Annotated in this window: 17 protein-coding genes; 15 read left to right on the top strand and 2 right to left on the bottom strand. The window is 41.0% G+C overall.

Annotated elements, in window-relative coordinates; genetic code table 11:
- Nucleotides 1-104: 104 nt before the first annotated feature.
- The 5 genes from CFI03_RS08790 (at nucleotide 105) to CFI03_RS08770 (ending at nucleotide 3635) form a co-directional block, all read left to right on the top strand.
- Nucleotides 105-743, top strand: a complete 639-nt coding sequence (locus CFI03_RS08790; protein WP_248757056.1) for an NAD(P)H-dependent oxidoreductase — start codon at nucleotides 105-107, stop codon at nucleotides 741-743.
- 34 nt (nucleotides 744-777) lie between these two features.
- Nucleotides 778-984, top strand: coding sequence for an NAD(P)H-dependent oxidoreductase (locus CFI03_RS08785; RefSeq protein ID WP_349292467.1), 207 nt, complete (start codon nucleotides 778-780; stop codon nucleotides 982-984).
- A gap of 146 nt (nucleotides 985-1130) precedes the next feature.
- The gene (locus CFI03_RS08780) at nucleotides 1131-1832 is read left to right on the top strand and encodes a Crp/Fnr family transcriptional regulator (RefSeq protein WP_248757055.1); all 702 of its coding nucleotides are present in this window, start codon (nucleotides 1131-1133) and stop codon (nucleotides 1830-1832) included.
- 159 nt (nucleotides 1833-1991) lie between these two features.
- Nucleotides 1992-2678 carry a Crp/Fnr family transcriptional regulator gene (locus CFI03_RS08775; RefSeq protein WP_248757054.1) on the top strand — a complete coding sequence of 229 codons (687 nt, stop codon included), beginning with the start codon at nucleotides 1992-1994 and terminating at the stop codon, nucleotides 2676-2678.
- A 159-nt stretch (nucleotides 2679-2837) separates the two neighbouring features.
- Complete coding sequence (locus tag CFI03_RS08770; RefSeq protein ID WP_248757052.1) at nucleotides 2838-3635, top strand: sulfite exporter TauE/SafE family protein; 798 nt, start codon at nucleotides 2838-2840, stop codon at nucleotides 3633-3635.
- A 117-nt stretch (nucleotides 3636-3752) separates the two neighbouring features.
- Here CFI03_RS08770 and CFI03_RS08765 read toward each other — a convergent pair whose 3' ends face one another.
- Entirely contained in the window at nucleotides 3753-4100 is a 348-nt protein-coding gene (locus tag CFI03_RS08765) for a putative quinol monooxygenase (protein ID WP_210664426.1), read from the bottom strand.
- Between the two features lie 255 nt (nucleotides 4101-4355).
- Between CFI03_RS08765 and CFI03_RS08760 the strand changes: the two genes are divergently transcribed.
- From CFI03_RS08760 to CFI03_RS08725, 8 genes are all read left to right on the top strand, one after another.
- Nucleotides 4356-4688, top strand: a complete 333-nt coding sequence (locus tag CFI03_RS08760) for a thioredoxin family protein (RefSeq protein ID WP_248757050.1) — start codon at nucleotides 4356-4358, stop codon at nucleotides 4686-4688.
- Between the two features lie 134 nt (nucleotides 4689-4822).
- On the top strand, nucleotides 4823-6313 hold the full coding sequence (locus CFI03_RS08755) for a spore germination protein (protein WP_248757049.1): 1491 nt from the start codon (nucleotides 4823-4825) through the stop codon (nucleotides 6311-6313).
- Entirely contained in the window at nucleotides 6261-7478 is a 1218-nt protein-coding gene (locus tag CFI03_RS08750) for a Ger(x)C family spore germination protein (RefSeq protein ID WP_248757047.1), read from the top strand. Before CFI03_RS08755 ends, CFI03_RS08750 begins: the two co-directional genes overlap by 53 nt.
- Before the next feature lie 253 nt (nucleotides 7479-7731).
- On the top strand, nucleotides 7732-8829 hold the full coding sequence (locus CFI03_RS08745) for a GerAB/ArcD/ProY family transporter (RefSeq protein WP_248757046.1): 1098 nt from the start codon (nucleotides 7732-7734) through the stop codon (nucleotides 8827-8829).
- Between the two features lie 139 nt (nucleotides 8830-8968).
- A complete protein-coding gene (locus CFI03_RS08740) occupies nucleotides 8969-9325 on the top strand; it encodes a nuclear transport factor 2 family protein (RefSeq protein WP_248757045.1) in 357 nt (118 codons plus the stop codon).
- A gap of 158 nt (nucleotides 9326-9483) precedes the next feature.
- Nucleotides 9484-9954: a nuclear transport factor 2 family protein gene (locus CFI03_RS08735; RefSeq protein ID WP_248757044.1), complete on the top strand. Its 471-nt coding sequence runs from the start codon at nucleotides 9484-9486 to the stop codon at nucleotides 9952-9954.
- 108 nt (nucleotides 9955-10062) lie between these two features.
- Nucleotides 10063-10860, top strand: a complete 798-nt coding sequence (locus CFI03_RS08730; RefSeq protein WP_248757043.1) for an SDR family NAD(P)-dependent oxidoreductase — start codon at nucleotides 10063-10065, stop codon at nucleotides 10858-10860.
- 28 nt (nucleotides 10861-10888) lie between these two features.
- The gene (locus tag CFI03_RS08725; protein ID WP_248757042.1) at nucleotides 10889-11638 is read left to right on the top strand and encodes an SDR family NAD(P)-dependent oxidoreductase; all 750 of its coding nucleotides are present in this window, start codon (nucleotides 10889-10891) and stop codon (nucleotides 11636-11638) included.
- 410 nt (nucleotides 11639-12048) lie between these two features.
- Here the strand turns inward: CFI03_RS08725 and CFI03_RS08720 are convergent, their stop codons facing one another.
- Complete coding sequence (locus CFI03_RS08720) at nucleotides 12049-12678, bottom strand: cysteine hydrolase family protein (RefSeq protein ID WP_248757041.1); 630 nt, start codon at nucleotides 12676-12678, stop codon at nucleotides 12049-12051.
- A gap of 935 nt (nucleotides 12679-13613) precedes the next feature.
- On the opposite strand from CFI03_RS08720, the gene CFI03_RS08715 reads away from it, so the two are divergent.
- Both CFI03_RS08715 and CFI03_RS08710 read left to right on the top strand, forming a co-directional pair.
- The gene (locus tag CFI03_RS08715; RefSeq protein WP_248757039.1) at nucleotides 13614-14063 is read left to right on the top strand and encodes a hypothetical protein; all 450 of its coding nucleotides are present in this window, start codon (nucleotides 13614-13616) and stop codon (nucleotides 14061-14063) included.
- 240 nt (nucleotides 14064-14303) lie between these two features.
- Nucleotides 14304-14987: a class I SAM-dependent methyltransferase gene (locus CFI03_RS08710; RefSeq protein WP_248757038.1), complete on the top strand. Its 684-nt coding sequence runs from the start codon at nucleotides 14304-14306 to the stop codon at nucleotides 14985-14987.
- The last annotated feature ends 163 nt before the right edge of the window (nucleotides 14988-15150 follow it).

The raw sequence follows: 15150 nt of genomic DNA, 5'->3' as shown, positions 1-15150 counted from the left end.
CGGATGGCGTTCAGCCGATCCGTTTTTTTTTTGCGTTGATCGATAAGGGTTAAATTGGATTTGACGTTTATTTATAAAATATATTAGAAAGAAGGATTAAGATTATGTCTACAGTTTTGTATATCACCGCACATCCGAATGAAACCGAGGCTTCGTATAGCTTGGCGGTTGGCAAACAATTTCTTGAAGCATACCAAGCAGCCAATCCGAACGACGATATTGTTCATCTTGACCTGTTCAAGATGGATATCCCGCGCATCGATGCTGACGTATTTAGTGCTTGGGAGAAGTTGGAAACCGAGACGGCATTCAATGAACTAACGATCGCGGAACAAACGAAAGTCGCTCGACTCGGCGAGCTGGTTGATCAATTCGTAGAAGCAGATAAATATGTATTCGTTAACCCGACTTGGAATTTCTCTTATCCTCCAGTATTGAAAGCATACATTGACTCGATTTGCGTCGCTGGAAAAACGTTTAAATACACGGAAAATGGTCCTGTAGGTCTTCTGGACAACAAAAAAGCCATCCACATTCAAGCTAGTGGAAGCGTACTGTCCCCGGGCTCCGATTATGCTGAATTTGAAATTGGGCACCGTCATCTGGACGTCATTATGAAATTCATCGGTGTTCCTAGCTTTGACGCTATATTCGTAGAAGGCATGGCGGCAGCGGCAGATCAGGCTCGTCAAATTAAAGAGAATGCCATTCAACAAGCATGGAAACTTGCAAGAACATTCTAATATTGAGGGAGTCATATTAACTTGATCCAACTTTATCTGCGTAGCGGGGAAGACATTCCAGTATGTCCCAGGCAAAGGCCCGGTTGGATTATTGGAACACAAAAAGGCGGTTCATATTCAAGCAAGCGGCAGTGTATTGTCGCCTGGTTCTGACTTTGCCTCTTTCGAGATGGGGCATCGCCACCTGAACGTAATCATGAAATTTCTTGGTGTTCCTAGCTTGGAAGGTACAACAAAGTGATTATGATTAGTGATTTTTTTTTGGGAAAAACTAAGCAATAAAACTGCGATTTCGCACAATTTGAGAGGGCGTAATGGATTCGATTGTCGTATTATTGTTCAGATTTGAGATGATCTATACAGAATTCAGGAGGTGGGCATCTCGGAATGTTAGATAAACGATATTACTTATCACAAATGAGTATATTTGATGTACTGACTCCCGATGACTTAGATGAACTAGATCATATATCCCCAATGACACATTTTAATACTGTCCCTAAAGGGAGTATCATACAGAAGCCTGATACTGCCCAAGACGGATTGTATTTTATTAAAGAAGGAAAAGTACGTTTATATAGAATTACTCCGGAAGGTAAGCAATTTACGGTGGTCATTTTAGGTAAGGGTAATATCTTCGGTGAAATAGAAACATTTTCGTTTGGAACGAATGGTTATTACATCGAGACCATGGATGAAACGTTGATCTGTTCGGTGTCTAAACAAAATTTTGAAGGATTCCTTGCTGAGCGGCCTTTGCTTGCTATGAAAATGTTAACGGAATTGAGTAAAGTTCTTAAGGATAAGGATGAGATGCTTGAAAAGTTAGCCCTTGGTGATGTCCGAGAGCGCATACTTCATTTATTATTCAAGCTATCCGAACGATTTGGAGTCGAAGATGAGGGGAATATAAGAATCGATTTGCCAATCACACACCAGGATTTAGCGAATATGGTAGGCGCTACTCGCGAAGCGGTTTCTGTCATTTTGAAGACTCTTGAGAGGAATAATATTATTCAAACGGGAAGAAAATCGATTTCCATCTCACCCTTGAAAGTAGCGGAAATACTCGAACTAACCTACTCGTGAAGAAAGTAAGAAAGCAAAACATAGCAGCTCCCAATGCGGGGGCTGCTTTTCGTTCCTTTTGTAATCTAGATTACAGATGAGATTCAGCTTGCTGAGCTATGATGGCACAGGAGGGTTTCAAAATGAAAAAAAACTTTTTATCGGGAACTAACGAAGCATATGGAAGCTAAATTCAGCATGTCGCAAATTAAGTCATTCGAATCTCTTTCGTCGGAAATAATTGATGTGATGGATCAGGGCATGAATGATTCAAATCTGATTACGAAGCCGAAAAACCACATCATTCAAACACCTGGTCATGAGAAAAATGGTTTGTTTTTCATCATTTCCGGTAAAGTTCGATTCTATAAAACCAACTCAGCCGGTAAAGAATATACGGTTTGCATTCTTGACGATGGGGGAGTGTTTGGCGAAGTTGACTCGTTCTCTTTAGGGAATAAAGGAACTTATGCAGAAACGCTGGAGGGAACGACATTCTATAGAATGCCGAATGAACAATTCGAGCTTCTTATTACCAAATATCCAGAGCTTTCTTTACCCTTCTTATCCGAAATAAGTAAGCGATTGCGACTTCAGGATGAATTAATTGAAAAACTGGTTTTTAGAGATCTTCGAGGAAAAGTACTTTACTTTCTCAACAGACTTTCCAATAAATTTGGTATTGAAGAAGACGGATACCTAAAGATCGATATACCGCTAACACATCAAGAGCTGGCTAATATGATTGGTGCTACAAGAGAAGCTGTATCGCTTACCTTACAAGAACTATCCAACGAAGGAATACTCTTAACCAGCAGAAAAATGATCATGATTCATATTGAAAAGGCAATGAATGAATTGACGTGATTGTAATCTTTAGCAGTAGCGTATAAAGCGCCGCTTCGTTCACAATAATGGATTCTGTATGACTTGAGGAAACTAAAGACGGTTATTCGTTTAAAAATTGAGAGTTACACGAGGTGCAAGTGAGTGTATCCAATATTAATGTCGTGGGATGTCCCTGCGATGCTAGTGATGTTCATGCTTGGTTTAATCGCTTCGACATTTGGTGCCATTGTGGGTTTAGGCGGAGGGGTTGTAATCGTACCCGCGTTGCTCCTGCTCGGCCCATCCATGCTCGGTAAGAACATAGACACGTCACTGGCAGTTGGCGTATCGCTCGGTGCGCTCGTGTTTACATCGTTTACATCAACGCTAACGTTTGTAAAGGAGGGAAAAGTCGACCTTCGCAGTGCGTTATTCTTCTCGATCTCAAGCGGTCCGTTATCAGTATTGGGCGCAAGCCTGACCTCGCTGTTCGATCCGGAAGTATTCCAGCGAGCATTCGGGTATTTCATGCTGTTCATGGTCATGCTGCTTCTGTTTCGAAAACAAATCAAACCTTATACCGGTAACTGGCGTTATGTGCGGAAATACACCGATAGCGCTGGAGTGGAGCAAGAATACGGTTATAACGTGTTACCGGCATTGTTAATTGGCGGGGCCGTCGGCTTAATTGCCGGATTGCTCGGCATCGGCGGTGGTATATTACTTATTCCCACCATGCTACTTTTGTTCCGCTTCCCGCCGCATATGGCTACGGCTACCTCAATGGCCGTTATCTTCGTCTCGGCATTGTTCGGCAGCGGCATGCATCTGATCCGCGGTGAATGGGACTGGTTGCTTGTATTGTCTCTGGCCCCGGGAGCGCTGCTTGGCGGCTGGATCGGCGCACGAATATCGCGACGGATCAGCAGCGTGCTGCTGATTCGCATCATGTGCGGCACCTTGCTGCTGTTCGCAGTGAGGATGATTCTTACATAACTCGGGAAAGAGCAAGCGCCATAAAAAATCCCCTCCAGTTCATGGTGAGTTTCTTGTAAACTCAACATGAACTGGAGGGGATTTAATCAATTATTCATATAACTTCATTTCTCTGTTTCAAGAAAAATGTTTGCCTACCGTAATCGTAGTTCCCCACTCAGCTGTCGGTGTGTAGAAGCTAAGCTCCCTTCCCAATAAAAACTCTGCTGCCTTCGTATAAGGACCTTGACGATAAGCCTTCGATTCCTCTTCTGCCAGCCAAGTCTCTTTCGAACAGTTCCAAATTTCATAGAAGACAATTTCATCCGGATTGTCAACATTCTCATGAACAATTCCATTTACAAATGTCGGTTCTTTTGACATGGTATCAAACAGTGGCTTTAGATTATCAAAAAAGGCTTGTTTATCTGAGTTAGGCTTTAATTGAAAGCGAGCAATAATTACGCTCTGTTCTTTTGAATTCATTATAATTTCTCCTTTTAAGCTCAATTTATTTTAAGTTTCCCGGGAACACTTCAAATTATATCGGGAACTTTCCGAAAGGTCTGTATGCTAAATTACAAATCAGCTTTGGCAAAGTTCCACAACATCCGTCTTGACGTTGCCCAATTGATTTGGATATTAAGTCCGTATAAATCCGGAAAGAATTGAGAATTGTATAAATTGCATTACAAGCTTGATTTTTGAGCGTCACTAGCGTCCATTACAGGAGGAGAACTAATGAAGGTATTTCCATTAAAAAAAGAAAATTTCCAAGCACAAATAGATCATGGAATTACACTAGTGAGCTTTTTTAAATCCGAATGTGAAACTTGTCAAAAAGAACTTCCTATACTAGAGGAGCTAGCCGATGAAGTAAGACATCAAGCAACACTTGTTCAAGTTGATATTGAGCAAGAAGGAGAACTTGCCTCGACATATGGCGTAACGAACACTCCGACTTTCATGCTATTTAAGGACGGATACCAAGTAGAAAAACTACATGGCTTTCAAAATAAAGAAAATCTGAAGCAGACCATCCTCCGATATTCAGGAATTGGAGATACGTGCTGATCTCATTCTTCAATGATTTTGATGCAGACCTGTTCAATACATTGAACAGGTTTTTGTGCTTTCCCACATGCGTCAATAGCGAATCAAATGCCATATTAAGGACATACTGGGGGGATAGGAAAGGGAGAATGGTAATGAATTCATTGCATGCGTCCACCAGCATAAATTTGCAAGAACTGAAGCGTCTTTATTCCGGCAACGAATTGTTCACCTTCCAAAATATAGGGAAATCGGATACCAACGATGAAGCCGTGGTCATCTATATGAATTCGCTCGTGGATGAAAAACGATTAAACCAATTCATTATTCGAAAAATGAATATGGATTTACGTGAAAACAGTGGGCTCGCTGGAGAAGTCTTATTGGATTCGCTGCATACACTTGGCGATGTCACCATTCTCTCAGAGATCGAAGAAATCATAAACCATATTGCTGACGCCAATTTCGTATTGATCATCGACGGGCATGTCGAGGCTTACGCCATGAAATTGCCCGGCTTCGAGACGAGGGCCATCGACGAACCGCAGGTTGAGCTTAACATTCGCGGCCCACGCGAAGCCTTCACTGAGGACTTACAAAAAAACTTGGGTATGGTGTTGCGGCGGATAAAGTCGCCGCAATTGAAAGCGAAATCGTTTGTCATCGGTAAAGACAGCCAAACGAAAGTGATGCTTCTCTATCTTGACGACAGAACCGATCCCCAAGTGTTGAACGAGCTCAAACAACGAATGGATGCCATTCAATTAGACGTGCTGTCTGACAGCATGCAGATCGAAGAATGGATACAAGACAGCACGTTTTCGCCATTCCCGCAAGTACTGAATACGGAAAGACCTGATCGCGTCGTCACGGCGATGACTAGGGGCAAAATTGTCATTTTGACGGACGGTACGCCGAATGCCCTTATTACCCCAAGCACGTTTTTTGAAATGCTCCATCCCAGCGAGGACCAATTTGAACGGTTTTACTTTGCTAATTTTTTGCGTATTATCCGATTAATTACATTGATTGTTTCATTAATCGGTCCTTCATTCTACATAGCATTGACTACGTTCCATCTTGAGATGATTCCGACTCCGTTGTTAATCACGTTTCTATCCGCTAAGGCGGGGATTCCTTTCCCAACGTTCATTGAAGCATTGATTATGGAGGTCGCTTTCGAGGTGCTGCGGGAAGCGAGTATGCGCCTTCCTCGCATTATGGGACAATCCGTCAGTATCGTAGGAGCGCTAATCATCGGGGAAGCAGCCGTGCAATCCGGGATCGTTTCTCGTCCAATGGTAATTGTCATTGCGATGACGGGACTTGCTTCCTTTACAATCCCTTACTACAGTACGTCTATTGCACTTTGCTTGTTGCGTTTCCCGTTAATGTTCCTAACGGCTCTTACTGGGATGTTCGGATTATCCATAGGAATGTTTATTATCATTTTCCACGTTTGCTCCCTACGGTTTTGTGGGGTGCTGTTTCTTGATCCGATCGGTTCGGAAGGTTATCGGAAATCAATAAAAAAAATCTTCTTGCCTCCAATCAGGTACAGAGCAAGATTGAAACACGAAAGGAGCGAACTCGATGCACCCTCTAGACAACAATCTCATTATTTTCAAGGGAAGGAATGGGATTAGTCTTAGAAACATAGCTCGTCTTATTTTAGCGTGCTTTTGTGTGGTTTCAATCGCAGGATGTTCACCGGACGTAAACGAAATTAGCGATATTGCTCTGGTGACAGCAACAGCAATTGACTACAATGCCGAAACGAAAAAATTTTCGTTCAGCGCCTTTTGCGTCATGCCCTCGAATACAAGTCAGGAGAAGACTTCGACACTTACCCAATGGGTTTCAAGCGCCACCGGCACAACACCGTTGGATGCCGCAAGAAAAATGCGGTCGCGCGTTGGGAAGAATTTGATATTCCAGCATAATAAATTCTTCATCATCAGCGAAAGCGCAGCAAGACATGCTCTTTACGAGGTGGTGGACTACTTATCGAGAAAAAGAGAATTTCGGCTAACTGCATATCCCATTATCGCGCCAGGACAAGCCTCCGACAAACTTAAGCTCGGTACGGAATCCGGTGATATGTTACCCAACGACTTGCTGGGCCAAGTCCGTAATAATAAGCTGTCCGGTCAAGAAGTAGCGTTAACGATTAAAGATTTCGTGGATTTATTCGAGAATCCTAATCGGGGGTTCGTGTCAGGCAGAATAATGATCAAATCATCGGAAACAAGTAAAAAAAAGTCTCTCATTATGACCGGGGGAGCAGTGATATACAAACAGAAGTTTGCAGGATGGGTGGAGGGTAACGACGTATTGACCTTTAACACTTTGTCTAAAAGAAAAGTCTGGAAAGATATAGAATTCAATGATGTCATTCATTCGAAGAACGGATCGGAATTTTCGGCATTATTTCATGAAAAAGATTTGGAAATCCATGGCGATGTTCAGAATGGAAGCCCTAAAATGAGTGTTTATCTGAAATACACTGCTTCCTTGGAGGATGTGAACGAAGATTCCGATATCGGTGATTCGAGCGTTATATTACAAATGGAGCAAGCGGCCTCCAGACATTTGGAGAAAAAAATAAATAAGAGTTTGGCTTTTTTTCAAAAAAAATTGAAAATCGATGTTCTTGGTTTCTCCGATTATTACAGTCAGTATCATTCGAAAGCATGGAGAACAATGCAAAAGGATTGGGAGACGCTTTACCCCATGATTCCGATCCAAGTTCACGTCACCGTTCTGTTTGAAAAATCCGGCATGACAACATCCATACAGGAGGAGTCGTAAATGTTTAATATGGCTATTTTTGTCAGTTCTCTATGTTATGGCGTTGTATATTTTGTTCTGTTGCGCAAACGAGGAAAGATATCCGATGCTATAACGATGCTACTTCTTTGCGTTTTCATTGCAGGTTATAACGTTCCACTCATCGGGAAAACGTGGCCAACGGTCGAGAAGCTGTACAACGGCTTATATACTCCGCTCTCCCGGTACATCTTCGGTCATGTATTGAGATTTAGTAAGTGAAAAGGTGGGTCAAATGAGCGTGAAGGAGAAGATAACTCATCTTCAGTTAGGCTGCTTACTATTTGGATTTATCGCTGGTTTCGAAAGCATGTTTTTAACCGAAACCAAGCTGATGAAACAGGATGTATGGATCGCGAACCTTTTCAATACCGCAGCTGGGATCGCGTTGCTCTGGATTATTTCGTTCGTCCAACGTCAGTACCCGAACCTTAATTTGACTGAGATTTGTGACAAGTTGCTCGGAAGAGGGCTCAGCAAAGTGCTGCTCTGTGTGTATCTGCTCAATAACTTGGAAACTGTATCTGGTGGTTTCAGGGCGGTATCCATGTTTTATACGACGGTAATTTTGCCAAATACGAGTTCTGACTATCTGATATTGATGTACGCGGCTTGTTCAACCTATGCCGTATACATCGGCCTCGGTACTTTAGCGCGAACAAACCTGATCATCCTACCGTTCTTTTTAGTCGGTTTTCTTGTCACGTGCTTGTTTATCATTCCGGAAATCCAAACCAATCCTTTTCTTCCTCAGCTCAAGAGCTCATTGCCGGATAGGGTGGTCGGAAGCATGCATTTGTTTACGTTTACCTTCTCGCAAGTGATTACGTTTGGATTTCTCATGTCGCGAGTTGAAAATATAAAGAAAATTTTCCCTTCCTGCGCAATCGCAATATTGATGACAAGTATTTATTTAATTATGATTTCCTATTTGACTTTAAGCTCTCTGGGATTTAACTATGTGCAGACATCGACGTATCCGTTCTTTTCGACGATTCAAATGGTAAAGTTCGGAGAGTATCTAGAGCGGATTGAAGTTCTATTGGTGGGTCTATGGACGGTCCTTACCTTGGTCTATGTGGTGGTCATGCAATATGTGTTTACGCTTGTAGCTGGCCATGTTTTCGGTATTTCTAAGATGAAACCTTTTGTGGTAGCAATAGGGCTCCTATGCTTCGTACATACTTCAAAAAGCTATATTCGCACTGCAGATCACTTTACGTACGGCATAAAGATTTATCCGCTTTCCTCATTACTGCCCTGTATTGCCTTTCCGGTCTTGTTACTGGTTTTGACATTGATTAAGAGGAGAAGAGAAGTGAAGTCCTTATGATGGGGATAATGTAATGTACCTTACAGCTAACCATGCGGTTTTTGTAATAAACTGAGTTGAAGCCGAGATTTGAAAAGCTTAATGGAGCAATTGGCTTAAATTGCTTCTTAAATAAAATGTAAGAAAGGGAATGAAAAACATGAATCAAGCCATAATTGAAAAACATATGTATTCGGTCTGGAGCGAAACAGACCGGGAAAAGAGAAGAGCAGCTATTGATGAAGTTTATGCGGAGAATTGCTTAATTTACGATCCGTTGTTTCAAGAGCCTTTCCAAGGGCGCAGCAGGCTAATGGAGTTAATCGATAACGTACAAAATCAATTTCCTGAATCCGTCTTTCGCATTGAATCTTACGATATACATCATCAAGCGGTTCGACTCCACTGGTCGTACGGTAAGCCCGAAGAATCTCCAGCGGTAACAGGTGTAGACTTCATGCTCTTTGAAGGGAATAAAATTCAAACCATGTATATTTACATTGATCAACTGTCTTGATTAAACCGGCTTGATTGAAAGCGTAGGAATCAATTTCCTTCGGTTGCTCATCCCGTTTAGTAATCTATATTACGGTCGAAAAATTCATCTAGCGTTATGATTTCTTCATCCGGTAACGGAGCAACACGATAAAATAAAATTTCAAAGGAGCCAGTAACATGAACCAAACTGAACTGCAACAAAGACGTATTGATTCGGCAGTTAATTACTTTCGATATGTTGAAGTTGGGGATCCACGCTTAATGGCACTTTTTAAAGATAATGCTACAATTTATTTCCCGAAGGTAGGTATGGTACACGGCAAGGATGAAATTGGGCTTCTTGCTCAAGGATTCGGGGCTTTAGATGTCGCCTCTATGGAACACGACATCAAAAACTTTAATATTATGCCAAGCGGTGATTATGTAGTGATTGAGGGACAAGTAAAAGGCACTACAAATTCCGGCGAGGCTTTTCCAAGTAACGCGTATTCGCATGGTCGCTTCTGTAACGTTTTCGAATTTGACGGCGATCTCATTAAAGGGGTAAATGTGTACCAAGATCCTGATTTCAAGGGTGAGGATGCTCCGCGAGTAGAGTGGGCGAAAAAGGTTCAAGAATCCATTGCACAGCACAGAAACTCTCGCTAACTTATTGTCACTTTGATCTAATGAGTTTTTAATCACAATGTCTATGGATGTAACCTCGGGAATTTTTCTTAACAACAAGTACAACAAAATCCATGGAGGTACAGAAAAATGGACCTTGGTCTAAAGGATAAAGTAGCTGTGGTTTCAGGAGCGAGTAAAGGCATTGGACTTGCGATAGCGGAAGAATTTCTTAATGAAGGTGCTAAGGTCGTCGCCGTGAGTCGTTCTCTTAGCGAAGAATTGAAGCACTTAATAGCGACTAACAAGGTGGTTCATGTTCCCATGGATGTTGCAGCTGCCAAAGATGTGAAAGAAATATCGTCGAAATTAATCGAGCCGTTCGGCCGAATCGATATTCTAGTTAACAATGCTGGTGCGATTGATAAACGTAAAGGTATTGGGTTTATGAATACAACGAATGAAGACTGGGAAGAGCTTTATAATCTTAATTTTTTCAGTGTCGTGCGTTTTACGCAAGCAGTTCTTCCGCACTTGTTAAAACAAAAACATGCTTCGATCGTTAACATTTCTTCAGTAAATGCCTATCTTCCGGAAGTAACGTACCCCATTTATGGGACAACCAAGGCTGCTATGAACAATTTGACCAAGCTGTTAGCTGCAGAACTTGGTTCTAAACAAATTCGCGTCAACAGCATTTCACCTGGACCGGTAAAGACAGATATGTGGACAGAAGAAAACGGATTGGCAGATGAATTTGCGAAAAAATTTGGAACGACACCAGAGAATGCCATGGAAAAATTTTCTGAGATGGCAGGAATTTTATTAAGACGATTATCGGAACCGAAAGATATTGCTGAGCTTGCTGTATTTTTAGCTTCTGAACGAGCGAATATGATTACAGCCTGCGACTATGCGATTGACGGCGGAGTATTAAAAAAAGGATAACTTTATAAAAAAAAGGAGATTGAAAGATATGGGTATGTTTGATGGCAAAGTAGCAGTTGTAACTGGTGGTACTAGCGGTATTGGTCTCGGCGCAGCGCAGATGTATGTGAAGGAAGGTGCGCATGTTTTTATTACTGGACGAAGACAGGCAGAGCTCGAAGAAGCTTTAAAACTACTCGGACCCAATGCAACAGGTGTACAAGGCGACGTTTCAAAGTTGGAAGACATCGATAAATTATTTGATACCGTTAAACGCGAGAAAGGCCATTTAGATTTTCTTTTCGCGAATGCAGGTTTGGGCTCGCTCGTTCCTCTTCAAGAAATTACAGAGGAACATTACTACAAGACGTTTGATGTTAATGTAAAGGGAACCATTTTTACTGTAAAAAAAGCATTACCGTTATTCCCGAACGAAATCGGTTCGATTATTGTTGTCGGATCCTTGGCGGCTGCCCATGGCGACCCAGCATTTAGTGTATATGGCGGAACGAAAGCAGCCATTAGACAAATGGTGCGGAGCTGGATTTTGGACTTGAAGGGTACACAAATTCGAGTAAATGTCATTCACCCGGGATTCATTAATACGCCTGCATATGAACATTTATTTGGTAAAGAAGCACTACCAGCTGTTCTGGAAGGGATGGCAGAGAAAACCCCGCTCGGTAGGGTCGGCACAGCAGAAGATATTGCGAGAGTCGTTAAGTTTCTTTCTTCGGACGATAGTGCATATGTGAATGGAATCGATTTGTATGTAGATGGGGGAGCAGGTCAGTATTAAAGCAAGACTAAAGAAGGGAAAGGTGCGGAATTATTAGTTGACGGCGGATGAGCTCAAATCAAAACGGAAATTCGGGTAACTCTTTGATATCAGGAGCAATAATGGCGAAAGGGTTCGAAATGCGCGCCTTCGTCCGAGATTCAAAAACTCCCCCGTCATTGGCAAGCGCCGGAGCGAAAGTCTACAGGAGTTGAACAGGAAGGACTTCATCTCGAAGTACGCCAAGTTCATGTCTCGAGAAAGCGATAACCATCGCTCGACGAAAAGTTGAACGAATCCCAAGACACATTTCAAATCAAAAACAAAAAACAAAAAACAAAGAACAAGATCCATGGGATCTTGTTCTTTGTTTTATATAATAATGGGAAGAAAATGAATAACTGGGTGGATATATTTTTGCTCTTTTTGATTTATAAGTTTGATATAGCCTCCTTTGTCGTCCAAGTAGCACTGGCAAATGCTTTATAATTGGTAACGGCAGCTTGAAAATCATCTTCACTAATTGTTGCGGTCGCATCGTATACAACAGCTGTTTCAAAACCAGTTTCAATTAGATGCCTCATATGTGACTCTACACAAACGTTGGAAAGCACCCCTGCAATAATTATCTTCTCTTTTCTATGTTGGCGTAACTGATATTCCAAGTCATTTGTTTGTGGGCTGGCAACCTTGTGAGGAGTTGCAATGACGGTTCTTCTATCAAAAATATAAGGTTTAAAAGAATGAACAAAATCAGCTCCAAATGACGGTGGTGTGTACGCATTTGTCACTTGATACATTCTAAGACCTAATAGCATCTTTTGTTCATTTCCCGTAAATTGCCAGCCATTATCATGAGGGTATAAATAATGGGACGATATGAAAAGTTGGTATCCCTTATTCATGGCAGTTCTCATTAATAGTTCAAGGTTTTGTATAGTATTGTTTCGTTCAATAGTTCCTTTAGTCAGATGATAGCCTCTTCCCCCAGGACTCATAAAGTCATTTTGTGGGTCTGTGATTACAACAGCAGTATTATTGGGATGTGGTTTAAAAGGCAAATTACATACCTCCCTCGCAGCATGAGCTTGCGGAAATTTATGCATCCTGTTCAGGGAAGATGGAGGTGTTGTTTTCTAAAAAGTTCAGCATTAACACGACAACTGCACCGAACAAGTACATAGTCATTAAAAACTCTATAGGCATCTATATGTATTTGTAGTTTGTTTGGTTCCCTCTGTTATAGAATTTAGTGTACAACTTGCGCAGGAAGGGGCAATTGAGAGAGCTTTTCGTGCATTAAATCATAAGTTGATTCATCGTTCTCCAGGAACAACTTTCTCAAATCCATTCGAAAAATCGCAAAATAACTCCGAGGGGGAAGCATGCATTACTTTGCAGGCATTCAACTATCTAGTGCATATTGCATTAGTCGATATGATTTCACATTGGAGGCACTCTGTTACTAGAGCTGGCGTTCCACATGATCTTTGGCATAAAAGTCTCGAGGAGAATCCGCATCTAAGATAGATATAGGTTTATTGCAAGGGATATTAATAGAAAGCTAGCTGAATTAAAGAAAAACACTGGGGATTACGGCGTTTTAAACCAAATATTTAATTAATTGGCTTTGTTCCGTTATATACAGCAAGGAATAGGAGAATACCTCATCGAATAATAAAAATATGGTGGTCAAATCGTGCCTAGTTACTGTCAGCGACACGAACACAAAGCTTTGGCTTTCTGCTTATTCCTGATAACGAAATATATGTTCTCTATAATCACATTGAGTAAAAATTTTACGATATGGGCGGTGTAATCTTGTGGCTTCAACAGCTCAAATAATGGACGTTGCAGAAATGATTACGAGAAAACTCCTCAAGGAAGCATAGGTTTTGTCTTTGCAGGTTCAGTTAGCTCCTTAATTCAGGGGTGTGAAATAGCTCCAGGGGATATCGACATTCTTGTTCCAAAATCAAACGATGTTTATAAAATAGTGTCTATTTTAAATGAGTTTTTAGAGGATGAAATATTTCCCCAAGGGGAGGGAGCCCCTGATGGAAGTTGGTTCTCTACAATTGCCACTCCGATTAGGGCATTTACCGATTTTGATAATAACTGGACTTTTGCTCGTCTTATGGTTCATGAAATAAAAGTAGAATTGGCTAATATACAGCCCTTAATACATAATGCATATATACATGGCTCAGGATTTTGGGAAAATGGCCCACATGTATGGGAGCACATTAAGCTGGTACCATATAAGGACGTTACACTACCAGTCGTTCCATTAGAGATTCAACTTGAAACTAACATGAACCGAGAGTTAGATAACAGAGTTAAAGAAATCAGCAGAGTTTTTCGAGCCCAAGGCTATAACCAATGGTTGATTGAATATGCCCTGAATGAGAGAAACAGAGCAAAATTTCAGGAAATTCTACGCTAATTACGTAAAACTAAACAGGATACGATAGCTCGATTAACCGCCTTTTCACAAAGGCGGTTTTCTTATGGTTAAAAATCAACATCGATGTACGTAGCATTTACAGGTGTTCCTTCTCTCGATTGCATGAACATGGAAACGAAGCTTAATAAGTGATAACTATAAAGATATTAGGCATTATATATTAGACCAATAGAAAATTGAGCGATATGATTAGTAATTAATATTGAAGGAGGATTTGATATGGATTTATCCGTTAAAAAACTTTTTGATGCAATCGCTACTGATTATGATTTGCAAAGAAAACAACTTATCCCTTGTTTCGAAGAATTTTATGGGGTAGCTTTATCCTTGGTTGAATCTAATAGTATCTCCCCAAAAATTCTTGATCTAGGTGCTGGTACAGGGCTTTTTTCCAGTATGGTCTACCAAAAATACCCTAACTCGTGCTTTACGCTAGTGGATTTGAGTGAAAAAATGTTGGAGGGTGCACGTAAAAGATTTTCCGGATTTGACCAAGTAGATAATATCCAATTTGTAGTTGCGGACTATTCAAACTTAACTTTTTCTCAATCCTATGACATCGTCATTTCTTCCTTGTCGATACATCACCTGACGCACGCAGCTAAAAAGCAATTATTCTCTACAGTTTATCAGATATTAAGTGACGGCGGTATTTTTGTGAATGCAGACCAAGTAGAGGGTAATAATACTTACACAGATAATTATTTTAAAAGTCGTTGGCTTGAGCATATTAGTGAAAGTGGCCTCACCAAGGAGTCGATAGACGCATCTGTAGAAAGAAGAAAATTGGATATTAATGCAAAGTTGAATGATCAAGTTAAATGGATGGAAGAAACAGGGTTTAAAGATGTTGATTGTATGTATAAATACTTTGATTTTGGTGTTTTTTTTGGAAGAAAATAATGTAGCCAAAAATCGAGATTGACACATATCATTGGTTGAAAAATGTAACTAAGACTGTTGATGAGCTAACAAAAGACGAGGAAGCTTTAGAGAAAACACAGAAAAGAGACTGCTTCTCGCGATTAGCGAAGTACTGTCGAAATCGAACGACTAATACACAATG

Origin of the sequence: Paenibacillus sp. ATY16, assembly GCF_003399985.2 — a bacterium.
In the GTDB taxonomy this organism is placed as follows: Bacteria; Bacillota; Bacilli; order Paenibacillales; family Paenibacillaceae; genus Pristimantibacillus; species Pristimantibacillus glycanilyticus.
Note: the sequence above shows the minus strand (reverse complement) of the source record. Positions and strands in the feature narration are given on the sequence as shown.